Source organism: Streptomyces sp. NBC_00354, from assembly GCF_036106915.1.
GTDB lineage: Bacteria > Actinomycetota > Actinomycetes > Streptomycetales > Streptomycetaceae > Streptomyces.
Map to the genome: position 1 here is coordinate 3,574,202 of NZ_CP107983.1, position 26,168 is coordinate 3,600,369.

Here is a 26,168-nt window from a genome sequence, read left to right on the forward strand (position 1 = left end):
TTCTGTGTGCCGTGTAGTGAAGCTAACCTGGAACTTTGCCGACCCACGCGGTCGGGTGTGTCGGATCCGGCGGAGCTCCGCGCAAGCACGGAAACGCATGGATCGCGGTGGCTGATCCGGCTCTCATGCGGTTGATGGACACGCACAGGAGCCCAGGCACACCCCAGGCACAAGGTCTGAGCGTACCTACCGCATCCCATCCGGTCAAAACAAAAGCCCGCGCGGGACGACCGGGACATCGCCGCCGGTCATGTGCCACTTGGGCGAGGCCCTCGTGTGGCCGCTCCGACTCGCGCATGTGGTAACGGCGTGCTAAGCGGTGCCGGACGGAACGGCCTCCCCCGCGAACTAAACTGCCTCGGCATTCGGCGAAGCAGCGCATTCGGCGATTCACCCCAGACGGCACGGCCAACCACCAGGGAGCGAGACATTGCGGACGGTCACCACGGAGACGACGGCCGCCGACAGCCCGGTCCACCCGTCGCCCCGCCGCCGGTCCCCGCGATCCGCCCGCCCGTACGGGCCCCTGCTGGCGTTCCTCGTCACCTCGGCCGCGTTCTGCGCGGCCTGGGCGGCCCGCGGCACCTTCCCCTTCGGCGACACCGGCCGGGCCCTCAACGACCAGGCCAACCAGTACGTGCCCTTCCACCGGGCGCTGTGGGACCTGGTCCACGGGCAGGCCGCCGGCGACGTGCTCTTCACCTGGCGCGGCGGCTTCGGCCAGCAGTTCCTGTCCGACTACTACACGTACCTCGGCAACCCGTTCTCCTGGCTGGCCGTCCTCGTCCCGCGCGCCCACGTCGACCTCGCCGTCTTCGCGGTCACCCCGATCACGATGGGCGCCGCCGCCGCCGTCATGACGGTCTACCTCGGCAAGCTGCACCCCGGCCCGTGGTGGCAGCGTGGGGTACTCGGCGCCTGCTACGGCCTGTGCGGCTGGGCGCTCAGCGACGCCTCGTACATCCCCATGTGGCTGTGGGGCCTGGTCGCCCTCCCCCTCCTCGGCATCGCCGTCGAGTGGTGCCTGGAGGAGCGCCGCTGGCCGGGGGTGGCGCTGTTCGTCGCGCTCGCCTGGTTCGGCAACTTCTACACCGCGATGATGGCGACGATGGCGGCCTGCGTCCTGCTCGGCATCCGCCTGATCACCCGGGACATGACCGGCCGGCAGCGGCTGCGCGCCCTGTGGCGGGCCTCGAGCGCCACCGCGACCGGCATCCTGCTCACCCTCCCGCTGCTGCTGCCGTCGTTCCTGTCCAGCGGTTCCGCGCAGCCCACCCAGGCCGGGGCCTTCGAGCCGGTGCGGATCGAGGTCTTCCTCGCCGGGATGCTCCCGGCCACCCACCTGTGGGGCGGCCGGCCGCGGCTGTACGTGGCCTCGCTGGGCCTGATCCTCGCCGGATCGTTCCTGTTCAACGCCGCCATCGCGAAGAAGACCCGCCTGGTGTGGACCGCGGCGACGCTGCTCGTCGCCGCCTCGTTCCAGTTCCCGCCGACGCAGTACCTATGGCACGGGCTGGCCGTGCCGAACGGCAATCCGTACCGCGAGGCCTTCGTCTTCAGCGGCATGGTCGTGATCCTGGCCTGGCTGGCCCTGGCCCACCGCCCGCGCCCCCTCCACCTGGCACTGACGGCCGCCCTGCTGGTCGCGGCCACCTTCGTCCTGTGCCGCACCGACGACTTCGGCGGCTGGACCTGGCACGCGGTGCTGGTGGGCGGAGGCGTCTCGCTCCTGGCCCTGGTCCTTCTCTCCCTGGGCACGAAACACCGGGTACTGATCCCCGTGGCCGCCGTCCTCATGGTCGGCGTGGTCTTCGCGGAGTCCACGGTGGCGGCCGCGGGCGCGGACGCCCGCCGGGCCCGGGAGCGCTGGGCGAAGCCGGTCGCCACCTCGAACCGCTCGATCGGCGCGCACTTCGACGCCGTCCGACAGGTGGACGGCTGGCCCGCATACCGGACGGATTCGGGCGCGCCGCAGACCTCGTACAACGACGCCCTCGCCCTGCGGGCCGAGGGCCCGCAGTACTACAGCAGCTACCTGCCGGAGGCGACGTACCAGGCCCTGGAGCCCCTCGGGTACGGCTTCAAGAACGACGGCCGCACCTTCTTCGGGGCGGACAACCCGGTGCTCGACGCGATCTTCGCGATCGGCGCCCGGGTCCACCCCGGCCCGGCGAAGGACACCTGGACCTCGACCCGCTTCCCCGCGCCCCCGCTGGTGACGGTCCGCAGCACCGCCTACACCTCCCCGAACCCGGCCGACAGCGTCTACGCCCGCCAGGAGAACGTCCTGGGCGCCACCGTCTACCAGGTCCCGCAGGTCACCCGGGGCGGCAGCGCCACGGAGCAGACGTACACCGCCCAGTGCACCCCGGGCTCGGAGGCGTACTGGTTCTCCCCGGAGCTCTACGGCACCCTCTCCTTCGCCGGCACCTTCCGCCCCCTTGAGGACCGGATGACCGGGGTCGTCAAGCTGGGCGCGGTCCCCGCGGACGGCAAGGTCGCGGTGGCGGTGAACACCCGTACGGAGGACGCGACGGCGGGCGAGCACCCCGTCGGCTGCCTGAACCGCGCCGGCCTGGACACGGCGATCGGCTCCCTCACGTCCACCGGCGCCACGAAGGTCACGACGGGCGGCCACACCATCGAGGCCACCCTCCCGAAGGGCGCCACGGGCACGGCGGTCTTCGCGATGACCGACGTCCCGGGCTGGCAGTGCACGGCCGGCTCCCGCACGACGGCCCCGACCCCCTTCCACGGCCTGGTCTCCCTCCCCCTCCCCCCGGGCACGGACAAGGTCTCCTGCACCTTCACCCCCAAGGGCCTCACCCCAGGCCTGGCAGCCGCCACCCTGGCCCTCCTGGCCCTCACGTCGGCCACGGTGACGAGCCTCCGCCGCCGCCGCGCGGACGCGGGGTAAATCCCGCCGTTCCGGAGCGCACCGAAGCCGTTGTTGAGTACATTGACCGCCTTGATCACCGGGGCGGGGGCGACGGCAGATGACCGAGGGTGCGGATCCGCTGGGCGGCGAAGGACTCGACGACAGGGTCCCCTTCCTCGCCCGGGCTGGAGGAGGCGGACGGCGCCGCGTTACGGACTCTCGGGCGCGATGTGGTCTACCAGCCCCGCAGCACCCTGCTCCATCAGGACGAGCCCACCACCCATGTCCTCCTCGTACTGCACGGCTGGACCAAGGTCACCGCCGCGCACGCCAACGGCTACCAGGCCCTGCTCGCGCTGCGCGGTCCGGGCGACATCATCGGTGAGTCCGCCGCCCTCACCCGCCGCCCACGCTCCGCGACCGTGACCGCACTCGAACGGGTCCGCGCGGTCGTCATCGAGCACGAACACTTCCGCTCCTTCCTCAGCCGCTTCCCCGACGTCGCGCTCCAGCTGCTGGCCCTCGCCTCCGACCGGACGCGGGCCGCGGACCAGCGCAATCTCCAGTTCGCCTCCATGCCCGTCCGCGAGCGGCTCGCGGTGCTCCTCTTGGACCTGGCCCAGATCCACGGCAGGCGCACCACGGAGGGGTGGGAGGTGGCCGTCCCACTCACCAAACAGGAGCTGGCGGGTGCCGTCAGCGCCTCGCGCGAGATGGTCCAGCGGGAGCTGAAAGGCCTACGGGACAGGGGCGTCATCAGCACGGGACGGCGGACCCTGGTGATCGTTCGGCCGGACGTGCTGCACCGGATCGCGCGGGCCCAGTCACCGCCCTCTTGAGGGACGGTGCCCCGCCCCTTCAGTGCACACGGTCACATTCACGTGTGTCATCCGCCCTCACGACGCCGGGGCCGGCTGTCCGACGCTGCTCGCATGACACAGCCACAGCCACTGTTCCGCACCCTGCTCCTCATCGACACCGAGCGGTACAGCGACCGCGACGACGTCCAGCAGGGCTACTTCCGGCGCATGCTCTTCGGGATCGTCGACCGCGTTCTGCTCTCGGCCGGCGCCGACCAGAGCCTGCGCCGACGGGAAGACCGCGGCGATGCGGTCATGGAACTGATCGATCCCGCCGTTCCGCTGACCGACCTGCTGCGGGCACTGCTGAAGGACGCACCGGCGGAACTGCGCGCCGTGAACCGGCTCGCCGCCAGCTCCGCGCAGATCCGACTGCGTGCCGTTCTGGCGACGGGGTTCGTCCACATCGACGAGTTCGACGGCTGGGTGGGCACGGACCTGAACAACGCCTGCCGTCTCCTCGACGGCGACCCACTGCGGGCCGCACTGCGCGAGCGCCCGGACGACTACGCGCTGTGCGTCTCGGAATCCGTGCACGCGGGCATCGTCGCCCACGACCACCTCGGCATTCCCAAGGACGAGTTCCACCCGATCACCGTCCCCACCAAGAACGGCCCGATGGCCGCCTGGCTCCACGGCCCGCTGCCCACCGCACCTTCCACTCCGAAGCAGACCCCGACCAACAACCCGCAGCCGCCCACCCCAGCCGGCCTCGACTTCCGCGGCACGAACCACGGCCTGGTCGCGAACCACGTCCAGGGCGACATCACCTTCGGCACCCCCGGTGAGCGCCGGTGAGCGAGGAAGCGGCGCCGCATACCGATCCGGAGGGACCCGCGGCCGGGCCGGCCGAGGGCGAGAAGGCTGCCGAGGCCGAGCAGCCCGCACAGGAACCCTGGGCTGCCCGGCGGGACCTGAACGACCACGCTCCGAGCTCGATGGGGCTCCACTTCCGTGGCACCAGTCACGGCGTCGTGGCCGGGAAGGTCATCGGCGACATCATCACGGGCGGCAAGACCGAGAACCACTACAACTTCGGTGGCTTCGGCGGTGTGAACCGCCCCGGCGTGTCCGGGGACTCAGTTTGTTGGATGAGCGGCCCGGACGGGGTCGCGGTGGTGATGGTAGTGGGCTTGTTCGGCCTCGGCGGGGGTGAGGTCGTCGCAGGCGCCGTGCAGACGCCGGTTGTTGTACCAGTCGACCCAGGTCAGGGCGGCGATCTCGACGTCGGTCAGGGACTGCCACGGCCCGCCGGGTTTGATGACCTCGGTCTTGAACAGGCCGATCGTGCTCTCGGCGAGGGCGTTGTCCAGCGCGTCGCCGACCGTGCCGACGGACGGTGCGATCCCGGCCTCCTGAAGATGGTCGGTGTAGCGAATGGCAAGGTATTGAGATCCGGCGTCGCTGTGGTGGATCAGGCCGGTGAGGTCGGTGGCGCCGGCGCGGAAGCGGGCGGCGACGGCCATCTCCAGGGCGTCCAGGACCAGGCCGGTGCGCATGTGGCCGGCCGCGGACCAGCCGATGATCCGGCGGGCGTAGACGTCGATGACGAACGCGACGTAGGCGGTGCCGGACAGGGTGGCCACGTAGGTGAAGTCGGTGACCCACAGCCGGTTCGGCGAGGGCCGGTCGAACCGGCGTTTCACCAGGTCGGTGGGGCGGGCGGCGGTCGGATCGGGCACCGTGGTGCGGTACTTCCTGCCCCGGACCGCACCTCGCAGGCCCAGCTCGCGCATCAGGCGCTCGACGGTGCAGCGGGCCACCGGTATGCCCTCCCGGTTGAGCTGCAGCCACACCTTCCGCGCTCCGTAGACCCGGAAGTTCTTGTCGAACACGCGGATGATCTCCCGTTTCAGCATCTCGTCCCGCGAGGACGCTCCCTCAGAGCCGGAGCCGGAGGGACGCTGCTTTCGGGCTGTGGCGTCGTAGTAGGTGGACGCCGCGATCGGTGCCCCGTGCTCACTCAGCACGCGGCAGATCGGCTCGACTCCCCACCGCACCCCCGTCTCGCTGGTGGTGTCCTTGTGGGCGCTGATGAAGTTCACGAGGACCTGCGTGGCCGGTCGAGCTCGGCCGCGAAGAAAATCGAGGCCGCCCGCAGGATTTCGTTGGCCCGCTTCAGTTCCCGCACCTCGGCCCGCAGCCGGCGCATCTCGGCCGACTCCGCGGTGCTGGTCCCCGCCCTGGCGCCGGCATCGACCTCGGCCTGGCGGACCCATTTGCGCAGCGTCTCCGCGCTGCCGATGCCGAGCTTGCCTGCGACCGAGCAGATCGCCGCCCACTCGGTCGGATGCTCCGGCCGGACCTCGGCCACCAGCCGCACCGCACGCTCGCGTAACTCGGCCGGGTAATTCCTCGAAGGACGTGACATGGACTCCATCTCCTCACGAAGTGGAGTCTCCGAACACGCCGGGGCGGTTCAGTGGGCAGGTCCCCGGCGAGATCCCATCGGAGACCTTGGAACGGCTGGCCGACGACTTCGTGCCGGAAGGCACCCCGTTTACGCATCTGCTGGAGAGGCTGCGCGAGGAACGGGTGATCGTCCTGGCGGGTAACCCGTTCACCGGCCGCCGCACCGCGGCCCTCATGCTGCTGCACCATCTCGGCGCCACACCGGTCCGCGCCCTGGACCGGGACGTGAAGCCGAGCGAGCTGAGCCTGCGTCTGGCTTCGGGTGATGGCGCCGCCGGCCACGTGCTCTGCGACCTGGACATCTCACGTGAGCAGCCGCTGCGGGAGGCCCACCTGCTGGCGCTGAGCGGACGCATGCGGGAACTCAACGGCTACCTCGTAATCACCACGGGCCGTAGCCCATACGTCGAGGACACCGTCGAGCTCGCCGTCTGGCACCCGCCCGCGGCGGAGACCGTCCTCTCGGCCCTGCTGCCCAAGAGGACGGGCGCGGCACACGCGCAGCGGCTGCTGGCCCTGCCCGCCGTTGCCGAGTTCCTCACGCACGAGCGCCAGATCCGCGAGATCGTGCGCTACGTCGCGGTCCTCGCGGAGGCCGACGGGGACCGGATCGAGCAGTACTCGCTCGACGCGTTGGAAGCGCAGGTCCAAGAGTGGTTCGAGGAGGCGGAGACACCGGTGCAGTTACGGGAGAAGGCCTTCCTGATCGCTCTGGCCGCCTTCGACCAGGGGCCGTACGCGCTGACCGCGGAACTCAGTGACATCCTGTACGGCTTCCTGCGCAGCACCGGCGACGACAAGTACCAGAAGCCGATTCCAGTCTTCGGCACCCACATCGGCAAACGGCTTCAGAACGCACGGGCACGAAGCTATCCCGACAGGGAAATGACCGAGTGGGGGCCGGTCACGCAGGTCAAGGCCGCCTTTCACGACGAACGTGTGGCGCCGGTCGTGCTGCGCGAGGTCTGGACCGGCCACCCTGCAGCCCGGCCTGCGCTGATCAAATGGCTCAACGCCCTCTCCGTCGACGGGCGCCCCTTCGTGCGAACCCGGGCGGCGGCCGCCGTCGCCGTCCTCGCCTACACCGACCTGCCGTCGACGATGGCTCTGATCATCGAGCCCTGGGCAGGGGCGAGAGAATCCCGGCGCCAGCTGACGGCGGTCAGCGCCCTTACCCTGGCCCACCGCATCGGAGCCCCGAACATCCCGCGGATCGTCGACGCCTGGAGCGTTTCCGACCAGGACCCGAAGCGCTGCTGGGTGGGAGTCCGGGCACTCGGGCTGATCGGTCCCGAGCGCCCGGTCGAGACGCTCTCCGCCCTTCAGGCACAAGCCCGGCACCAGTACGACAGAAGGCTCAAGCAGTCCCGCATCGGGGCAGGGGACCAGCAGGTTGCTGCGGAACTCCCCCAGTCGGTCGCCCTGCTGCTGCTCTCGACAGCATCCGATCCGACCCTGGGCGCCCTGCTGCCTGCCCTCGACGGCCACCCTTCGGCGCGTGCGCTCGCCCTGGAGGGCTTCCTCACCGCCTGCGAACGGCTCGATGAGTCCGCTTGTCCTGCCCTGCTGGGTACGGCGGCCCAGTCGCCCTCCGCCTCGGCCGGCATCGCCCGATTGCTCCGGGTCGCGCTCAACGACCGTACGACGAATGAACGCGCCGAGGACGCGCTGCGGAGCTGGATCCGGGCCGCCGAGGCAGACACAGGCACAGCACGGGCCCTCGCGGGCCTGCTCCCCATGGTCGCCGCCGGCCCCCGCGACGCGGCCCGCCTCGACCACCTGCTCGAGACCTTGCAGGGGCTGGATGGCCAGCCCCGGCCGGCGGTCGCGGACCGGCTGCGCGCCGTTCTCGCCCGTCCTCTGGCCCACACCTGACAGGAGGCCGACATGGCCAGCCCGCTGTACCGCTCCACCGACTGGGACCAGCACGCCGACCGGCACACCCTGCTGAAGGATCCGGTCGTCACGGTCCGCCAGCTGGGTCGTCTGGGCCTGACCGGCGGCCCGCCGACCCGCATCGATCACACCCTCGTCTACACGACCAGGCGTGGCGGCTTCGAGGTCTTCCCCCCGCCGCACCGACCTCGTCGGATCCCTCGGCGTTACACCGCGGTCTACGAGGTGGACATGGGCGTGCATGCCGTACGAACCCGAGTGCCGTTGCCCAGCGTCGACGACGCCCACGAGTTCGACGTGAGCGTCGAACTCGACTGGCAGGTCACCGACCCGGTCCGATTCGTCCGCAGCGGGCACCGCGACGTCCCCCGACTCCTGCTGGGGGAACTCGAACGGGCCGCCCGTCCGGTCACCCGCCGGTTCCCGATCGCCGACAGCGCGGGCGCCGAGGCGGAGGTGCTGATCGTGGTCCGTGAGGGAAAACCTCTGGGTGAAGAGGGGGGCCTGCGAGTCCTGTGGACCGTCCAGCTCCGTCGCGACGAGGACAACGTCGCCCACGCCCGGCGCCTCCAGGCGATCGAGCACACGACCGCCGAGGAGCTCCTCACCCAGCAGGGTGGCACCCGAGTCGATCTGGAAAAGGCCTCACGCGCCAAAGTGCAGCACCAGCAGCGCCTGGAGCTGCAGGAATACGAGGCGCAGCGGATCGACTTCTACCGCGAGTACCTGGCACGTGGCGGTATCGACGCCTGGGCCCTGCACCTGGCTCAGCATCCTCAGGACTCCGCGAACGCCTTGGCCACCCTTCGCGAGGACCAGCGGGACCGCGTGCGGGCCCAGATGAACCTGATCAAGGAGATGCTGACCAAGACGGGCACCGAGCCATTCGAGCTGGAGGGACCGCGACGGCTCGCGATCGACGCGTTCCATGCCGTTTTCGGGCAGCACGTACCCGGCGAGAGGGGCCCGAAAGACGAGGAAGCCGAGAAGAAGACGGTGTCCCGGCCGGCGCCCGACCCCGCACGGCTACCCGCGCAGCCGGTAGCGGACGTACCCACCTGGCAGCCGGCGGTTCCCCCGGCCTCTCCCGAAGCTCCCGGTGAGCCCCGGTGACCGCCGATGACGAGGTCGCGGTCCGGCTCCTCGCCGACCTGCGCGTCGAGATCGCCCGCGCCGACAGCAAGGCGGCCTTGCTCGTCGGAGCCCTGGGACTGACCGCCGGTGTAGTCAGTGGCCAGCAGTCCGGGCCGCGTCGGGCCCCGGTTCCCTGTCGGGCTGCGGCCTGTCGCTCTGGTGGGCCGGTGCGGCGGCTCTGGCGGTGGCCATGATGGCTCTTCTCCTCGCGGTATTGCCCCGTTCCCTGCGCTCAGACTGGCAGGCGGGCAGCCCACTGGCCTACTTCGGCGACATCCGCACCGCCGACCTGCAGGGCCGCCTGGCGGAGGCCCTCTCCGACACCGGCAATGACCCGGGCAGCGCGGTACGTGCCGCGCTGGCCGCGAACAGCCTGATCGCAGTCCGCAAGCACCAGTGGATCCGGGTCGGCCTGGTGGCCTATGGCTTCGGGGCGCTGCTTCTGCCCGCGGCCCTGTTCCTCTACTGACCCGATCCGCCCGTGGAGGCCCGTATGGACAACACACCAGCGCCACCCGACGACCTCGAATACCGCAATGGCCCCGGTACCCGTGTCACCTACCGGGCCCGGCAGCGGCGGACCGATCACACCGTGTGGCTTCGGCTTGCACTGCACCTGCCCGCGTTCCTGCTCAGCTCCGCAGTGGTCCTGGCCGTGGCCCTGGCACTCGACTCGTTGCTGGGCGTACCGGTCTGGCTGCCCGTCGCGCTGTGGGCAGCCTCCGGGGGCCTGGCTTTCCACCGACCGACCGAAGTGCTCCTCGCCCGTCACGTACTGCACCTGCACCGGCCCGTCCCCACCGAGCTGACCAGGCTGGCGCCGGTGTGGCGCGAGGTTACGGCCCGCGCCGGGGTGGACGGCAGCCGGTACGAACTGTGGGTCGAGGACAGCGACGAGCTGAACGCCCTCGCCGCCGCCGGCCACATCGTCGCCGTGACCAGGCGGGCCCTGCGGGACCTGCCCACTTCCCGGCTGGCCGCCGTACTCGCGCACGAGCTGGGACACCACACCAGTGGTCATTCGTGGTCGGGGATGCTCGGCTGGTGGTACGCGATGCCCGGACGCCTGGTGTGGCGGGGGCTGGCCCGAATGAAACCCCGGATGATCCGGACCGCGCGCGGCGCCTCGGGCATGGCCTTGTGCGTGCTCACGGTGCTCACCTGCTACCTGGCATTCACCACACTGAAGGCCACGTACGGCCTCCCTCTGCTCCTGTTCGTGCTGCCCTATCTGACGGCCGCGGTCGGCAGGCGGGCGGAGCTTCGTGCCGACGTGCACGCGGCTCGCCTCGGCTTCGGGCGGCCCCTCGCCCGGTCCCTTCACGAGCGGCTCACCGAACAGTCCGCCGCGCCCGGGCTGGCGGCACGCCTCCTGTCGCACCACCCCGACCACCGCACCCGGCTCCACCACCTCCAGCGGTACCTGTGATGCGTGGCCGGGAACGCCGCAGGGCGGCCACCCTCTCGGGTGACCGCCCTGCGGTTACTGCTCTGCTGCGACTCAGCCGTTGTACGGGCCGTAGTCGTAGTCCTCCAGCGGGACAGCCTGGCCGGAGCCGGTGCCGAAGGGCGAGTAGTCGATGTCGTCGTAGCCGACGGCCGAGTACATCGCGGCCTTCGCTTCCTCGGTGGGCTCGACCCGGATGTTGCGGTAGCGGGCGAGGCCCGTACCGGCCGGGATGAGCTTACCGATGATGACGTTCTCCTTGAGGCCGATGAGGCTGTCGGACTTGGCGTTGATCGCCGCATCCGTCAGGACTCGGGTCGTCTCCTGGAAGGAGGCGGCCGACAGCCAGGATTCCGTCGCCAGCGAGGCCTTGGTGATACCCATCAGCTGCGGACGGCCGGAGGCGGGGTGACCGCCCTCGGTGACCACACGACGGTTCTCGGTCTCGAAGCGCGAGCGCTCGACGAGCTCGCCCGGCAGGAGCTCCGCATCGCCGGACTCGATGATCGTCACGCGGCGGAGCATCTGCCGGATGATGATCTCGATGTGCTTGTCGTGGATCGACACGCCCTGCGAGTTGTAGACCTTCTGGACTTCGCCGACCAGGTGGACCTGGACCGCACGCTGGCCGAGGATGCGCAGCACGTCGTGCGGGTTGGTGGCACCCGCGGTGAGCTTCTGGCCCACCTCGACGTGGTCACCCTCGTGCACGATGACCTTGGCGCGCTTCGAGATCGGGAAGGCCGTCTCGTCGCTGCCGTCGTCCGGCGTGATGACGATCTTCTTCGTCTTCTCGGTCTCCTCGATCCGCACGCGGCCGGCGGCCTCGGAGATCGGGGCGACACCCTTCGGGGTACGGGCCTCGAAGAGCTCGACGACACGCGGCAGACCCTGCGTGATGTCGTCACCGGCCACACCACCGGTGTGGAAGGTACGCATCGTCAGCTGGGTACCGGGCTCACCGATGGACTGGGCGGCGATGATGCCGACCGCCTCACCGATGTCGACCAGCTTGCCGGTGGCGAGCGAGCGTCCGTAGCAGAAGGCACAGGTGCCGACCGCGGACTCACAGGTCAGGACCGAGCGGGTCTTGACCTCCTCGACGCCGTTGGCGACCAGGGCGTCGATCAGGACGTCACCGAGGTCGACGTTGGCCGGCGCGATGACCTTGCCGTCGATGACGACGTCCTCGGCCAGCATGCGGGCGTAGATCGAGGTCTCGACGTCGTCGGCCTTGCGCAGCACGCCGTCCTCGCCGCGAACGGCGATCTTCAGCTTCAGGCCGCGCTCGGTGCCGCAGTCCTCCTCGCGGATGATCACGTCCTGCGAGACGTCCACCAGACGACGGGTCAGGTAACCCGAGTCGGCGGTACGCAGGGCGGTGTCCGCCAGACCCTTACGGGCACCGTGCGTGGAGATGAAGTACTCCAGAACGGTGAGGCCCTCACGGAAGGACGCCTTGATCGGACGCGGGATGGTCTCGTTCTTCGCGTTCGACACCAGACCACGCATACCGGCGATCTGTCGCATCTGCATCATGTTTCCTCGGGCACCCGAGTCAACCATCATGAAGATGGGGTTCGTCTTGGGGAAGTTCGCGTTCATCGCCTCGGCAACCTCGTTGGTCGCCTTGGTCCAGATCGCGATGAGCTCCTGCGTGCGCTCGTCCTTGGTGATCAGACCGCGCTCGTACTGCTTCTGGACCTTCTCGTCCATCGCCTCGTAGCCCGCGACGATGGCCTTCTTGGCCTCGGGCACGACGACGTCGGAGATGGCCACGGTGACGCCCGAACGGGTCGCCCAGTGGAAGCCGGCCGCCTTCAGGTTGTCGAGCGTCGCCGCCACGATGACCTTGGGGTAGCGCTCGGCCAGGTCGTTGACGATCTCGGAGAGCTGCTTCTTGCCCACCGAGTAGTCGACGAACGGGTAGTCCTCGGGCAGCAGCTCGTTGAAGAGCGCGCGGCCCAGGGAGGTGCGCAGACGGAAGCTGTCGCCCGGCTGGAACTCCTGCTCGCCCTCTTCGGCGACCGGCGGCACCCAGCCACGCGGCGGGATGGTGCCCACCGGGAAGCGGATGTCGACGGACGACTGCAGCGCGAGCTCGCCGGCGTCGAACGCCATGATCGCCTCGGCCGTGGAGCCGAACGCGCGGCCCTCGCCCTTGGTGTCACGGAGCTCACCGTCGGTGGTCAGGAAGAACAGACCGAGGACCATGTCCTGGGTCGGCATCGTGACCGGACGGCCGTCGGCCGGCTTCAGGATGTTGTTCGAGGACAGCATCAGGATGCGGGCCTCGGCCTGCGCCTCCGCGGAGAGCGGCAGGTGCACGGCCATCTGGTCACCGTCGAAGTCCGCGTTGAACGCGGTGCAGACGAGCGGGTGGATCTGGATGGCCTTGCCTTCGACCAGCTGGGGCTCGAAGGCCTGGATGCCGAGGCGGTGCAGCGTGGGTGCACGGTTCAGCAGCACCGGGTGCTCGGCGATGACCTCTTCGAGCACGTCGTACACGACCGTGCGGCCGCGCTCGACCATGCGCTTCGCCGACTTGATGTTCTGCGCGTGGTTCAGGTCGACCAGGCGCTTCATCACGAACGGCTTGAAGAGCTCCAGCGCCATGGCCTTGGGCAGACCACACTGGTGCAGCTTCAGCTGCGGACCGACGACGATCACGGAACGCGCGGAGTAGTCCACGCGCTTGCCGAGAAGGTTCTGACGGAATCGACCCTGCTTGCCCTTGAGCATGTCGCTCAGGGACTTCAGCGGGCGGTTACCGGGACCGGTCACCGGACGACCACGACGACCGTTGTCGAAGAGGGCGTCCACGGCCTCCTGAAGCATGCGCTTCTCGTTGTTCACGATGATCTCGGGGGCACCGAGGTCGAGGAGACGCTTCAGACGGTTGTTGCGGTTGATCACGCGGCGGTACAGGTCGTTCAGGTCGGAGGTCGCGAAGCGGCCACCGTCCAGCTGCACCATCGGACGCAGGTCCGGCGGGATCACCGGGACGCAGTCCAGAACCATGCCCTTGGGCTTGTTGCTGGTCTGCAGGAACGCGGAGACGACCTTGAGGCGCTTGAGCGCACGGGTCTTCTTCTGGCCCTTGCCGGTACGGATGATCTCGCGGAGGCGCTCGGCCTCCTCGTCGAGGTCGAAGGACTCCAGGCGCTTCTGCAGCGCCGCGGCACCCATGCAACCGTCGAAGTACGTACCGAAGCGGTCGCGCAGCTCGCGGTAGAGCAGCTCGTCGCCCTCGAGGTCCTGGACCTTGAGGTTCTTGAAGCGCGCCCAGACCTCGTCGAGGCGGTCGATCTCGCGCTGGGCGCGGTCACGGAGCTGCTTCATCTCGCGCTCGGCACCTTCGCGCACCTTGCGGCGTACGTCGGCCTTCGCGCCCTCGGCCTCGAGCTCGGCCAGGTCGGTCTCGAGCTTCTTGGCACGGCCTTCGAGGTCCGAGTCGCGGCGGTTCTCGATCTGCTGACGCTCGACGGAGACGTGGGCCTCCAGCGACGGGAGGTCGCGGGTGCGGCGCTCGTCGTCCACGAACGTGATCATGTACGCGGCGAAGTAGATGACCTTTTCGAGGTCCTTCGGCGCGAGGTCCAGCAGGTAGCCGAGGCGCGACGGGACGCCCTTGAAGTACCAGATGTGGGTGACGGGAGCGGCAAGCTCGATGTGGCCCATCCGCTCACGACGCACCTTGGCGCGCGTGACCTCGACGCCACAGCGCTCACAGATGATGCCCTTGAAGCGGACACGCTTGTACTTACCGCAGTAGCACTCCCAGTCCCGGGTCGGACCGAAGATCTTCTCGCAGAAGAGTCCGTCCTTCTCGGGCTTGAGGGTGCGGTAGTTGATGGTCTCCGGCTTCTTGACCTCGCCGTGGGACCAGGTTCGGATGTCGTCCGCGGTGGCAAGGCCGATCCGCAGCTCGTCGAAGAAGTTGACGTCGAGCACTGTGCGTCAATCCCTCTTTCGGGGTCGAGTCTCAATCATGGTCTGAACGGTCCCGGGGATGACGGGGGGCTCTTGAGCGAGCCCCCCGTCAGGCCCGTCAGACCTCTTCGACGCTGCTCGGCTCGCGCCGGGACAGGTCGATACCGAGCTCCTCCGCCGCGCGGAAGACGTCCTCGTCGGTGTCGCGCATCTCGATGGACATGCCGTCCGAGGACAGCACCTCCACGTTGAGGCAGAGCGACTGCATTTCCTTGATGAGCACCTTGAAGGACTCGGGAATGCCCGGCTCGGGGATGTTCTCGCCCTTGACGATGGCCTCGTAGACCTTCACGCGGCCGGTAACGTCGTCGGACTTGATGGTCAGCAGCTCCTGGAGGGCGTAAGCGGCGCCATAAGCCTCGAGCGCCCACACCTCCATCTCACCGAAGCGCTGGCCACCGAACTGCGCCTTACCACCCAGCGGCTGCTGCGTGATCATCGAGTACGGACCGGTCGACCGAGCGTGGAGCTTGTCGTCGACCAGGTGGTGGAGCTTGAGGATGTACATGTACCCGATCGAGACCGGGTCCGGGAACGGCTCACCGGAGCGGCCGTCGAACAGGTGCGCCTTGCCGGTCGGCAGGACCAGGCGGTCCCCGTCGCGGTTCGGGATCGTGTGCTCGAAGAGGCCGGCGAGTTCGTCCTCGCGGGCACCGTCGAACACGGGGGTGGCGACGTTGGTACCGGGCTCGACACGGTCGGCCCCGATGACCTTCAGACGCTCGGCCCACTCCTCACCGAGGCCGGAGACGTCCCAGCCGCGGCTGGCGAGCCAGCCGAGGTGGATCTCCAGGACCTGTCCCGGGTTCATTCGGGACGGGACACCCAGCGGGTTGAGGATGATGTCGACCGGCGTGCCGTCTTCCAGGAAGGGCATGTCCTCGATCGGAAGGATCTTGGAGATGACACCCTTGTTACCGTGGCGGCCGGCGAGCTTGTCACCGTCGGTGATCTTGCGCTTCTGGGCGACGTAGACGCGGACCAGCTGGTTCACGCCCGGAGGAAGCTCGTCGCCCTCCTCGCGGTCGAAGACGCGGACACCGATGACCTTGCCGATCTCACCGTGAGGGACCTTGAGCGAGGTGTCACGCACCTCGCGGGCCTTCTCACCGAAGATCGCGCGGAGCAGGCGCTCCTCCGGGGTCAGCTCGGTCTCACCCTTGGGCGTGACCTTGCCGACCAGGATGTCGCCGGCGACTACGTCCGCACCGATGCGGATGATGCCGCGCTCGTCGAGGTCGGCGAGGACCTCCTCGGAGACGTTCGGGATGTCCCGGGTGATCTCCTCGGGGCCCAGCTTGGTGTCACGGGCATCGACCTCGTGCTCCTCGATGTGGATCGAGGAGAGGACGTCGTCCTGCACGAGGCGCTGCGACAGGATGATCGCGTCCTCGTAGTTGTGACCTTCCCAGGGCATGAACGCGACGAGCAGGTTCTTGCCGAGGGCCATTTCGCCCTCTTCGGTCGCGGGACCGTCGGCGAGGACCTGGGACTCGATGATCCGGTCACCCTCGTTGACGATGACCTTCTGGTTGACCGAGGTGCCCTGGTTCGAGCGGGAGAACTTGGCGACGCGGTACGTGGTGTACGTGCCGTCGTCGTTGGCGACGGTGATGTAGTCGGCCGAGACCTCCTGGACGACACCGTCCTTCTCCGCCTTGATCGAGTCACCGGCGTCGACCGCACAGCGGTACTCCATGCCGGTGCCGACGAGCGGCGCCTCCGCCTTGATGAGCGGAACGGCCTGGCGCATCATGTTCGCGCCCATGAGGGCACGGTTGGCGTCGTCGTGCTCGAGGAAGGGGATCATCGCGGTCGCGACGGACACCATCTGGCGCGGCGAGACGTCCATGTAGTCGACGTCGCCGCCGGCGATGTAGTCGATCTCGCCACCACGACGGCGGACCAGGACGCGGTTCTCGGTGAAGCGCATCTCATCGTTCAGGGCGGCGTTCGCCTGGGCGATGACGAAGCGGTCTTCCTCGTCGGCCGTGAGGTAGTCGACCTCGTCGGTGACGACACCCTCGATGACCTTGCGGTACGGGGTCTCGATGAAGCCGAACGGGTTGATCCGGCCGTAGGAGGCCAGCGAGCCGATCAGACCGATGTTCGGGCCTTCAGGGGTCTCGATCGGGCACATGCGGCCGTAGTGCGACGGGTGAACGTCACGGACCTCGAAGCCGGCCCGCTCACGGGACAGACCACCCGGGCCGAGGGCGTTGAGACGACGCTTGTGCGTCAGACCCGACAGCGGGTTGTTCTGGTCCATGAACTGCGACAGCTGGCTGGTGCCGAAGAACTCCTTGATGGAGGCGACGACCGGCCGGATGTTGATCAGGGTCTGCGGCGTGATCGCCTCGACGTCCTGGGTCGTCATGCGCTCGCGCACGACGCGCTCCATACGAGCCAGACCCGTGCGGACCTGGTTCTGGATGAGCTCGCCGACGTTGCGGATACGACGGTTGCCGAAGTGGTCGATGTCGTCGGTCTCGACGACGATCTCCCGGCCCGACTCGCCGACCGTCTCGGTCTCGCCCGCGTGCAGCTTGACCAGGTACTTGATCGTCGCGATGACGTCGTCGGTGGTGAGCACACCGGCGTCGAGCGGCTCGTCGGCGCCGAGCTTCTTGTTCACCTTGTAGCGGCCGACCTTGGCGAGGTCGTAGCGCTTCGGGTTGAAGTAGAGGTTCTCGAGCAGCGTCTGAGCGGCCTCGCGGGTCGGCGGTTCGCCGGGACGCAGCTTGCGGTAGATGTCGAGCAGCGCGTCGTCCTGACCCTGGGTGTGGTCCTTCTCCAGGGTGGCGCGCATGGACTCGTACTGACCGAACTCCTCGAGGATCTGCTCGGTGGTCCAGCCGAGAGCCTTCAGGAGGACGGTGACGGACTGCTTGCGCTTGCGGTCGATGCGGACACCGACCATGTCGCGCTTGTCGATCTCCATCTCGAGCCAGGCACCCCGGGACGGGATGATCTTGGCGGCGAAGATGTCCTTGTCGGACGTCTTGTCGATGGAGGAGTCGAAGTAGACACCGGGGGAGCGGACAAGCTGCGACACGACGACACGCTCGGTGCCGTTGATGACGAAGGTGCCCTTGTTGGTCATGAGCGGGAAATCGCCCATGAAGACCGTCTGAGACTTGATCTCTCCGGTCTCGTTGTTCGTGAACTCGGCCGTGACAAACAGCGGCGCCGCGTACGTGAAGTCGCGGTCCTTGCACTCGTCGACGGAGTTCTTCGCCGGCTCGAACCGGTGGTCGCGGAACGTCAGCGACATGGAACCGGAGAAGTCCTCGATCGGCGAGATCTCCTCGAAGATCTCTTCCAGACCGGACTTGGTGGGGACGTCCTGTCCACTCTCGAGCGCCGACTCGACGCGAGACTTCCAGGCGGCATTGCCGAGAAGCCAGTCAAAGCTCTCGGTCTGCAGCGCCAGGAGGTTCGGAACCTCGAGGGGCTCCTTGATCTTTGCAAAGGAGATGCGCAGCGGGGCGGTGCTGGCACCGGTGTTCGTATTGGTCGAGGCGTTGCGCGAGGCGGCCAAGAGGGGGTCCTTCCGAGGGCTCGGACTCACTACGCGCGTACCGGTCCCAGCTGACACAGAAGACAACCCCCCTGATCTGGCCGATAAGGCCTGGTCAGGGCGTATCAATCAAGTGTGCTCAAGCGTGGGCATGCCCCTGGCGACGGGCAGGGGGCAGCTAACAGGCAGCGCAAAGGGTCAGTGTAGCCACTTGGCTCACTGATGTCCAGACCAGGTTTCCGGAAACCGGCAACAGGCCTTCCCCATGTCGTTAAAACCAACCCTGCAACCCTGCGTCCAACATTGCGGCTCGTACCTACAGAGCGCGTATCAGTACTGCCCTCTTCGTAGCCGATCCATGCCTCGGATCTCGGATCCGTGTCCCGGATCCCGGATCGGGCGGACCGATCCCGCAACGGGTCTGAGAATTGCGCGCCGCGTGCCGTTCGTCAAGGCCCCCTGCTCCGTGCGGATCATCTCCGGACCCGACCGCGGGGCAACGATGATCACCCTACTCCCCAACGAGACCAGGGCAAGTCAGGCACTGCGGGTACGCCAAAGGGCGACCACCCTTACGGGTGATCGCCCTTGGTTGGGGCCCCAGAGGGCCCCAGAGGTGTTACTTGACCTCGACAGCCGCGCCGGCAGCCTTGAGGGACTCGGCGGCCTTGTCAGCGGCCTCCTTGGCGACCTTCTCGAGGACCGGCTTCGGAGCGCCGTCCACGAGGTCCTTGGCCTCCTTCAGACCCAGGGAGGTCAGCTCACGCACGACCTTGATGACCTGGATCTTCTTGTCGCCGGCACCGGTGAGGATGACGTCGAACTCGTCCTGCTCCTCGACGGCCTCGACAGCGGCGCCGCCACCGGCCGGGCCGGCAACCGCGACGGCCGCGGCGGCGGTGACGTCGAACTTCTCCTCGAAGGCCTTCACGAACTCAGAGAGCTCGATGAGGGTCATCTCCTCGAACTGGGCGAGGAGGTCGTCCTGAGAGAGCTTCGCCATGATGGGCGATCCTTCCACTAATTCGGCAGGTGCCGGATGTATATAGAGGCGGGCGTAACGGCCCGCTACGACCCACGCACTAGGCGGCGTGGATCAGTGCGCGAGCCGAATTACTCGGCACCGCCCTGCTCGGCGAGCTTGACGCGAAGCGCTTCCGCGGTGCGGACGAACTTCGACGGCAGCGCCTGGAAGAGCGAGGCAGCCTGAGACTGCTTGCCCTTGAACGCGCCGGCCAGCTTGCTGAGCAGAACCTCGCGGGACTCGAGGTCCGCAAGCTTCTTGATCTCATCGGCGGTGAGCGCCTTACCATCAAGGACACCCGCCTTGATGATGAGGTTCGGGTTGTCCTTGGCGAAGTCACGCAGGCTCTTCGCCGACTCCACCGGGTCACCGGTGATGAAGGCGACCGCGGTCGGACCAGCGAAGTGCTCGTCCAGCGCGGTGATCCCGGCCTGGTTGGCCGCAATCTTGGTCAGCGTGTTCTTCACCACGGCGTACTGGGCGTTCTCACCGAGGGAGCGACGCAGCGTCTTGAGCTGCGCGACGGTGAGACCCCGGTACTCGGTCAGCACGGCGGCGTTCGAGCTCTGGAACGCGTCCTTGAGCTCGGCTACCGATGCAGCCTTGTTGGGCGTCGGCATGGTGCGTTCGCCTCCTTCCGGGTGATGAGGACCGCTCAGAAGGGGCTGAAATAAGAAACGCCCCGGCGCAGGCGCCAGGGCGTGGCTCAACCGGAACGAATTCCGGGAACCTTCCACAGTCACCTACGCGGGTCGTCCGCAGTCAGCGGATCCTTCGGCCGCCGAACCCTTGCGGGCACGGCAACGACCAGCGGTCTTTGGCTTCTGGTGAAGACTACGTGACCCGGCACCGGTCAGGCAAATCGGTCAGCGTCCAAGGCCTTCCGAAAGCGAGAAAACGGGCCCCTCGCCGCCCTGTGAGGGGGCGAGGGGCCCGTTTCAGCCACTCAGGTGAGCCGGAGGCTCAGCGTGGGGCTCAGACAGCGGCCGGGTCTTCCTCGACGAGGAGGTTCCGGGTGCGGTTCGAGTCCAGCTGGATGCCGGGGCCCATCGTGGTGCTCAGGGCGGCCTTCTTGATGTAGCGGCCCTTCGCGGCGGACGGCTTCAGACGAAGGATCTCGTCGAGGGCCGCGCCGTAGTTCTCGACCAGCTGCTCATCGGAGAAGGAGACCTTGCCGATGATGAAGTGCAGGTTCGAGTGCTTGTCGACGCGGAACTCGATCTTGCCACCCTTGATCTCGGTGACAGCCTTCGCGACGTCCATCGTGACGGTGCCGGTCTTCGGGTTCGGCATGAGGCCACGGGGACCGAGCACGCGACCGAGGCGGCCGACCTTGCCCATGAGGTCCGGGGTGGCCACAACGGCGTCGAACTCGTTCAGGCGGTTGCCCTTGGCGATCTCGTTGATCAGCTCGTCGTCGCCGACAATGTCGGCGCCGGCGGCTTCCGCGGCCGCAGCACGGTCACCGGTCGCGAAGACCAGGACCCGGGCGGTCTTGCCGGTGCCGTGCGGGAGGTTCACGGTGCCGCGGACCATCTGGTCGGCCTTGCGCGGGTCTACACCCAGGCGGAAGGCGACCTCGACGGTGCTGTCGAACTTGGTCGCGGAGGTCTCCTTGGCGAGACGGACGGCCTCGAGCGGGGCGTACAGCTTCTCCCGGTCGACCTTGGCGTCCGCAGCGCGGAGAGTCTTGCTGCGCTTCACTTCTGCTCCTGTATTTCGGCTTCAGGCATGGAGTCGTGGTGCGGACCAGCGCTTGGCCCTACCACTGGTGGTACTGGGGTGGCTGGATCAGCCTTCGACCGTGACGCCCATCGAGCGCGCGGTGCCGGCGATGATCTTCATCGCGGCATCGACGTCGTTGGCGTTCAGGTCGGGCATCTTCAGCTCGGCGATCTCGCGGACCTGGGCGCCGGTGAGCTTGGCGACCTTGGTCTTGTGCGGCTCGCCGGAGCCCTTCTCGATGCCCGCGGCCTTGAGGATCAGGCGCGCGGCCGGCGGAGTCTTGGTGATGAAGGTGAAGGAGCGGTCGTCGTAGACCGTGATCTCCACCGGCACGACCATGCCACGCTGCGACTCGGTCGCGGCGTTGTAGGCCTTGCAGAACTCCATGATGTTGACGCCGTGCTGACCGAGCGCGGGGCCGACCGGCGGAGCCGGGTTGGCCGCGCCGGCCTTGATCTGGAGCTTGATAAGCCCCGTGACCTTCTTCTTCTTGGGAGGCATTGCTCTCTCCGGGTCCTAGTGAGAGTTTTTCGCCGCCGATCCGGTCATCCGGATGGAGGCATACCGCACCACAATAACGGGTATCGGAGCGGGGCTAAAAACCGAGCAGGTCAGACCGCCCTTTGCGGGGCGATCTGACCTGTCCGGAAGCTTGCTTCAGAAGATCAGTTCAGTTCTTCTGGATCTGGTCGAAGCTGAGCTCGACCGGAGTCTCGCGACCGAAGATCTCGACGAGGCCCTTGACCTTCTTCGAGTCGGGGTTGATCTCGTTGATGGTCGCCTGCAGCGTCGCGAACGGGCCGTCGGTGACGGTGACCGAGTCGCCGACCTCGAAGTCCAGGACCTCGATGGTGCGCTTGACGGCGGGCGCGGGCAGGCCGGCCTCTTCCGCGGCGGCCTTGGCGGCCTTCTCCTGCGCCTCCGGGGCGAGCATCTTGACGATCTCGTCCAGCGTCAGCGGGTACGGGTCGTACGCGTTGCCGACGAAGCCGGTGACACCGGGGGTGTTGCGGACGACGCCCCAGGACTCGTTCGTCAGATCCATGCGGACGAGAACGTAGCCGGGCAGCTTGTTCTGCCGGACGTTCTTGCGCTCGCCGTTCTTGATCTGGACGATCTCTTCCTCGGGCACCTCGGCCTGGTAGATGAACTCCTCGACGTTCAGCGAGACGGCACGCTGCTCGAGGTTGGCCTTCACGCGCTTCTCGTAGCCGGCGTAGGTGTGGATCACGTACCACTCGCCGGGCAGGAGGCGCAGCTCCTCGCGCAGGGCCTGGATGGGGTCGACGGGCTCGGCGGGCTCGGCCTCGACCTCGTCCGCGGCGGCCTCGGCCTCGGCCTCGTCGGCCGCTTCCTCGTCCTCGTCGGCAGCCTCTTCGACCTCGGCGTCGTCCTCGGACTCGGCGTCGACCTCGTCCTCGATGTGCAGCGCGGCCTCTTCGGCGGCGACACCGGCCTCGGCGTCGGCGAGCTCGACCTCGTCGGGGTCCACAGCGTCTGCCGCCTCGACGATGTCGAGCGCGTCCTCGACGGACTCGACGGAGTCGGGGCTCGCGTTCAGGTTCGGGTCAGACACGGTGGCGGCTTCTTCCTGGATACAAAAGGTGGTCGAACATGCGAAAACGGGCGGCACCCATCAAGGCGCCGCCCTCCGCGGGGATCAGCCGAAGACGAACTTGATGGCTTCCTGGAACCCATAGTCAATCACGGTCACCAGACCGATCATGATGACGACGAAGACAATCACCACGGTGGTGTACGTCGTGAGCTGATTGCGCGTCGGCCAGACGACCTTGCGGAGCTCCGCGACGATCTGGCGGTAGAACAGTGCAAGCCGGCCCAGAGGACCCTTCTTCCCGCGCTTGCCGCCCTTTCGGGCCTTCTTCTCGCGGGTGTCGTCCTCGGCGTCAGGCATGTCGATGGAGCCCAGGGCGTCCGTCACGTCTCTCACCTGAATCCGGGTCGTGGCCGTAGCCGCGCCCGGTTGCGCCGCACGGCGTTGCATCGAAGTACGTACCTGCGCACACATCCGAGAAGGAGTGTGGAGCAGGGCCGGAGGGACTCGAACCCCCAACCGCTGGTTTTGGAGACCAGTGCTCTACCAATTGAGCTACGACCCTTTGCGTCCCCCAACCTACCGCATCCAGACGAGTGCACGGAGTGCTCGCGCTCTGGAGTGATCGGCGGGGTCCAACGACAGGTGAGTGTACGTGGTCCGGGCCCTGACGTCGAACAGAGCACATTTCCGGCTGCTCCGTCCGATGACTGAAACGGTGTGCGGCGCCTCTGGGGCGTCTGGGACGATTGGCCGCATGACCTCTGCAACGCCTTCCTCCGAGCGCCGGGTGTCCGCCCGTATCGGCGCCATTTCCGAGTCCGCCACCCTCGCCGTGGACGCCAAGGCCAAGGCCCTCAAGGCCGCCGGGCGCCCGGTCATCGGCTTCGGCGCGGGCGAGCCCGACTTCCCGACCCCGGACTACATCGTCGAGGCGGCGGTCGAGGCCTGCCGCAACCCGAAGTACCACCGCTACACGCCGGCCGGGGGTCTGCCCGAGCTGAAGGCCGCGATCGCCGCCAAGACGCTGCGCGACTCCGGCTACGAGGTCGATGCGTCGCAGGTCCTGGTGACCAACGGCGGCAAGCAGGCGATCTACGAGGCGTTCGCCGCCATCCTGGACCCGGGTGACGAGGTCATCGTCCCGGCTCCGTACTGGACCACCTACCCCGAGTCGATCCGCCTCGCCGGCGGTGTCCCGGTCGAGGTCGTCGCCGACGAGACCACCGGCTACCGCGTGTCCGTCGAGCAGCTCGAGGCCGCCCGCACCGAGCGCACCAAGGTCGTCCTGTTCGTCTCCCCGTCGAACCCGACCGGAGCCGTGTACTCCGAGGCCGACGCGGAGGCCATCGGCCGCTGGGCCGTCGAGCACGGCCTGTGGGTCCTGACCGACGAGATCTACGAGCACCTCGTCTACGGCGACGCGAAGTTCGTCTCCCTCCCGGCGATCGTCCCCGAGCTGGCCGACAAGTGCATCATCGTCAACGGTGTCGCCAAGACGTACGCGATGACGGGCTGGCGCGTGGGCTGGATCGTGGGCCCGAAGGACGTCGTGAAGGCCGCGACCAACCTCCAGTCGCACGCCACCTCCAACGTCTCCAACGTCGCCCAGGTCGCGGCGCTGGCCGCCGTCTCCGGCAACCTGGAGGCCGTCCACGAGATGCGCACCGCCTTCGACCGCCGCCGCCAGACGATGGTGCGGATGCTGAACGAGATCGACGGTGTGTTCTGCCCGACCCCCGAGGGCGCGTTCTACGTCTACCCCGCGGTCAAGGACGTGCTCGGCAAGGAGATCCGCGGCAAGCGCCCGCAGACCTCCGTCGAGCTGGCGGCCCTGATCCTGGACGAGGCCGAGGTCGCGGTCGTCCCCGGCGAGGCCTTCGGCACCCCGGGCTACCTGCGCCTGTCGTACGCCCTGGGCGACGCGGACCTGGTCGAGGGCGTGTCCCGCATCCAGAAGCTCCTCGCCGAGGCCAAGGCCTAGGCCTAGCCCTCCGGCGGTACGCAGCCCGGTCCGAGCGGCGGTTCCCCCACGGGGAGCCGCCGCTCAGGCACATCGGGGCCGGGCCATGGAGCCGCACCGCCGTTCGCGGCACCGGTGCGGACGGAGCCCGGCCTTCCGGCCCCGCCGGTGTTTGAGGCGCAGGTCGGGGCGGCGCCCGGGCAGGCCCCGCGCAGCGGCCCCGCCACCACCTCCCGCCTCGCGCAGACGTTCGAGCAAGCCCCCGATCGGTAAAACCCCCTCCCGCCGAGCGCGGCGGTACGGCAGGATCACCAGATGGAGCACGTACGCGATCTCACGCTTCTGCCGAAAGCCCACCTCCACCTGCACTTCACGGGGTCGATGCGCCCATCGACCCTCCTGGAGCTCGCCAACAAGTACGGCGTCCGCCTCCCCGACGCCCTCACCGCCGGCGAGCCACCCAAGCTCCGCGCCACCGACGAGCGCGGCTGGTTCCGCTTCCAGCGCCTCTACGACGCCGCCCGCTCCTGCCTGCGCGAGCCCGAGGACATCCGGCGCCTCGTCCGCGAGGCGGCCGAGGAGGACGTACGGGACGGCAGCGGCTGGCTGGAGATCCAGGTGGATCCCACCTCCTACGCCCCCCTGCTCGGCGGCATGATCCCTGCCGTCGAGATCATCCTGGACGCCGTCGACACGGCCTCCCGCGAGACCGGGCTCGGCATGCGGGTCCTCATCGCCGCGAACCGGATGAAGCACCCCCTCGACGCCCGCACCCTCGCCCGCCTCGCCGTCCGCTACGCCGACCGCGGCGTCGTCGGCTTCGGGCTCTCCAACGACGAGCGCCGCGGCATGGCCCGCGACTTCGACCGGGCCTTCGCCATCGCCCGCGAGGGCGGCCTGCTCGCGGCCCCGCACGGCGGCGAGCTCACCGGACCCGCCTCCGTCCGGGACTGCCTGGACGATCTGCACGCCTCCCGCATCGGCCACGGCGTACGGGCCGCCGAGGACCCGCGCCTGCTCAAGCGGCTCGCGGACCGGCAGATCACCTGCGAGGTCTGCCCGGCGTCGAACGTCGCGCTCGGGGTCTACGAGCGGCCCGAGGACGTCCCGCTGCGCACCCTCTTCGAGGCCGGGGTGCCGATGGCGCTCGGCGCGGACGACCCGCTGCTGTTCGGATCCCGGCTGGCGGCGCAGTACGAGATCGCCCGCCGCCACCACGCCTTCACGGACGCCGAGCTCGCCGAGCTGGCCCGGCAGTCGGTGCGCGGTTCGGCGGCGCCTGAGGACGTACAGGACAAGCTGCTGGCCGGGATCGACCACTGGCTGGCTTCCTGACGGTCACCGGGTGAGCCGCAGGTCGCCCTCCCAGCAGTCGGCCCGTACCCGGTCGCCGTCGGGGAAGCCGATCTCCAGCTGCGTGCGCCCGGTCTCCGGCGCCGCGAACTCGGCCACCGTCGCCACCGTGTCCCCGAGGTGCCGCAGGAAGGGGTGGTCGCCGAGGTCCTCGCCGACCTCGATCCGGCCCCACTCCCCCATGTCGTACGGCTCGTGGGGCGGCGCGGATTCGACGATGAGGCACCGGTCGGACCCGGTGCTGATCCTGGTGGAATCGCCCTCGCTGTCGATCAGCCAGACGTCGAGCGGCGCCTCGGAGCGTTCGCCCTCGTAGATGTGCCAGGACGCAACGATCCTGCTGATCGTGCGTCCCACCAGGCGGGTGGGGTCCGTACCGGCCCCGTGCAGTGGACAGAGCATGGCGGC

Annotated in this window: 18 protein-coding genes, 1 tRNA gene and 1 pseudogene; 9 read left to right on the plus strand and 11 right to left on the minus strand. The window is 68.6% G+C overall.

Annotated elements, in window-relative coordinates; translation table 11 throughout:
• Positions 1-430 precede the first annotated feature (430 nt).
• The 3 genes and pseudogenes from OHT74_RS15910 to OHT74_RS15920 all read left to right on the plus strand — a co-directional run bounded on the left by OHT74_RS15910 (position 431) and on the right by OHT74_RS15920 (position 4,536).
• Entirely contained in the window at positions 431-2,917 is a 2,487-nt protein-coding gene (locus tag OHT74_RS15910) for a YfhO family protein (RefSeq protein ID WP_328620555.1), read from the plus strand.
• 79 nt (positions 2,918-2,996) lie between these two features.
• Positions 2,997-3,717: pseudogene (locus tag OHT74_RS15915) on the plus strand (Crp/Fnr family transcriptional regulator).
• Positions 3,718-3,810: 93 nt separating this feature from the next.
• Positions 3,811-4,536 (plus strand): hypothetical protein, encoded by a 726-nt coding sequence (locus OHT74_RS15920; protein ID WP_328620556.1) that lies wholly within the window; start codon positions 3,811-3,813, stop codon positions 4,534-4,536.
• A 281-nt stretch (positions 4,537-4,817) separates the two neighbouring features.
• Here the strand turns inward: OHT74_RS15920 and OHT74_RS15925 are convergent.
• A protein-coding gene (locus tag OHT74_RS15925) for an IS3 family transposase (protein ID WP_328620557.1) occupies positions 4,818-6,109 on the minus strand; the annotation gives its coding sequence in 2 pieces (ribosomal slippage) (positions 4,818-5,824 and positions 5,824-6,109; 1,293 coding nt in all).
• A 20-nt stretch (positions 6,110-6,129) separates the two neighbouring features.
• Here OHT74_RS15925 and OHT74_RS15930 point away from each other — a divergent pair.
• The 4 genes from OHT74_RS15930 (at position 6,130) to OHT74_RS15945 (ending at position 10,609) form a co-directional block, all read left to right on the plus strand.
• Positions 6,130-8,025 carry a hypothetical protein gene (locus OHT74_RS15930; protein ID WP_328620558.1) on the plus strand — a complete coding sequence of 632 codons (1,896 nt, stop codon included), beginning with the start codon at positions 6,130-6,132 and terminating at the stop codon, positions 8,023-8,025.
• 12 nt (positions 8,026-8,037) lie between these two features.
• Positions 8,038-9,159, plus strand: a complete 1,122-nt coding sequence (locus OHT74_RS15935; protein ID WP_328620559.1) for a hypothetical protein — start codon at positions 8,038-8,040, stop codon at positions 9,157-9,159.
• Between the two features lie 211 nt (positions 9,160-9,370).
• Entirely contained in the window at positions 9,371-9,649 is a 279-nt protein-coding gene (locus tag OHT74_RS15940) for a Pycsar system effector family protein (protein ID WP_328620560.1), read from the plus strand.
• A gap of 24 nt (positions 9,650-9,673) precedes the next feature.
• Complete coding sequence (locus tag OHT74_RS15945) at positions 9,674-10,609, plus strand: M48 family metalloprotease (RefSeq protein ID WP_328620561.1); 936 nt, start codon at positions 9,674-9,676, stop codon at positions 10,607-10,609.
• A gap of 72 nt (positions 10,610-10,681) precedes the next feature.
• On the opposite strand, the gene OHT74_RS15950 is transcribed toward OHT74_RS15945, so the two are convergent.
• The 9 genes from OHT74_RS15950 to OHT74_RS15990 all read right to left on the minus strand — a co-directional run bounded on the left by OHT74_RS15950 (position 10,682) and on the right by OHT74_RS15990 (position 23,009).
• Positions 10,682-14,581, minus strand: a complete 3,900-nt coding sequence (locus OHT74_RS15950) for a DNA-directed RNA polymerase subunit beta' (protein ID WP_266664772.1) — start codon at positions 14,579-14,581, stop codon at positions 10,682-10,684.
• Positions 14,582-14,678: 97 nt separating this feature from the next.
• Entirely contained in the window at positions 14,679-18,161 is a 3,483-nt protein-coding gene (gene rpoB, locus OHT74_RS15955) for a DNA-directed RNA polymerase subunit beta (protein WP_266664774.1), read from the minus strand.
• A 598-nt stretch (positions 18,162-18,759) separates the two neighbouring features.
• Positions 18,760-19,143, minus strand: coding sequence for a 50S ribosomal protein L7/L12 (gene rplL / locus OHT74_RS15960; RefSeq protein WP_037792014.1), 384 nt, complete (start codon positions 19,141-19,143; stop codon positions 18,760-18,762).
• 110 nt (positions 19,144-19,253) lie between these two features.
• Positions 19,254-19,784 (minus strand): 50S ribosomal protein L10, encoded by a 531-nt coding sequence (gene rplJ, locus OHT74_RS15965; RefSeq protein ID WP_030008449.1) that lies wholly within the window; start codon positions 19,782-19,784, stop codon positions 19,254-19,256.
• 355 nt (positions 19,785-20,139) lie between these two features.
• Positions 20,140-20,868 (minus strand): 50S ribosomal protein L1, encoded by a 729-nt coding sequence (rplA, locus tag OHT74_RS15970; RefSeq protein WP_030710300.1) that lies wholly within the window; start codon positions 20,866-20,868, stop codon positions 20,140-20,142.
• Positions 20,869-20,955: 87 nt separating this feature from the next.
• Positions 20,956-21,390 (minus strand): 50S ribosomal protein L11, encoded by a 435-nt coding sequence (gene rplK, locus OHT74_RS15975; RefSeq protein ID WP_008739735.1) that lies wholly within the window; start codon positions 21,388-21,390, stop codon positions 20,956-20,958.
• A 169-nt stretch (positions 21,391-21,559) separates the two neighbouring features.
• Positions 21,560-22,465: a transcription termination/antitermination protein NusG gene (gene nusG, locus OHT74_RS15980; protein ID WP_328620562.1), complete on the minus strand. Its 906-nt coding sequence runs from the start codon at positions 22,463-22,465 to the stop codon at positions 21,560-21,562.
• An 84-nt stretch (positions 22,466-22,549) separates the two neighbouring features.
• On the minus strand, positions 22,550-22,831 hold the full coding sequence (gene secE / locus OHT74_RS15985; RefSeq protein WP_030298162.1) for a preprotein translocase subunit SecE: 282 nt from the start codon (positions 22,829-22,831) through the stop codon (positions 22,550-22,552).
• Positions 22,832-22,936: 105 nt separating this feature from the next.
• A tRNA-Trp gene (locus OHT74_RS15990) sits at positions 22,937-23,009 on the minus strand.
• 192 nt (positions 23,010-23,201) lie between these two features.
• Between OHT74_RS15990 and OHT74_RS15995 the strand changes: the two genes are divergently transcribed.
• A complete protein-coding gene (locus tag OHT74_RS15995; RefSeq protein ID WP_266664780.1) occupies positions 23,202-24,428 on the plus strand; it encodes a pyridoxal phosphate-dependent aminotransferase in 1,227 nt (408 codons plus the stop codon).
• Positions 24,429-24,722: 294 nt separating this feature from the next.
• Positions 24,723-25,742: an adenosine deaminase gene (locus tag OHT74_RS16000; RefSeq protein ID WP_328620563.1), complete on the plus strand. Its 1,020-nt coding sequence runs from the start codon at positions 24,723-24,725 to the stop codon at positions 25,740-25,742.
• 3 nt (positions 25,743-25,745) lie between these two features.
• Here the strand turns inward: OHT74_RS16000 and OHT74_RS16005 are convergent, their stop codons facing one another.
• Positions 25,746-26,162, minus strand: a complete 417-nt coding sequence (locus OHT74_RS16005) for a hypothetical protein (protein WP_266664784.1) — start codon at positions 26,160-26,162, stop codon at positions 25,746-25,748.
• Positions 26,163-26,168 lie beyond the last annotated feature (6 nt).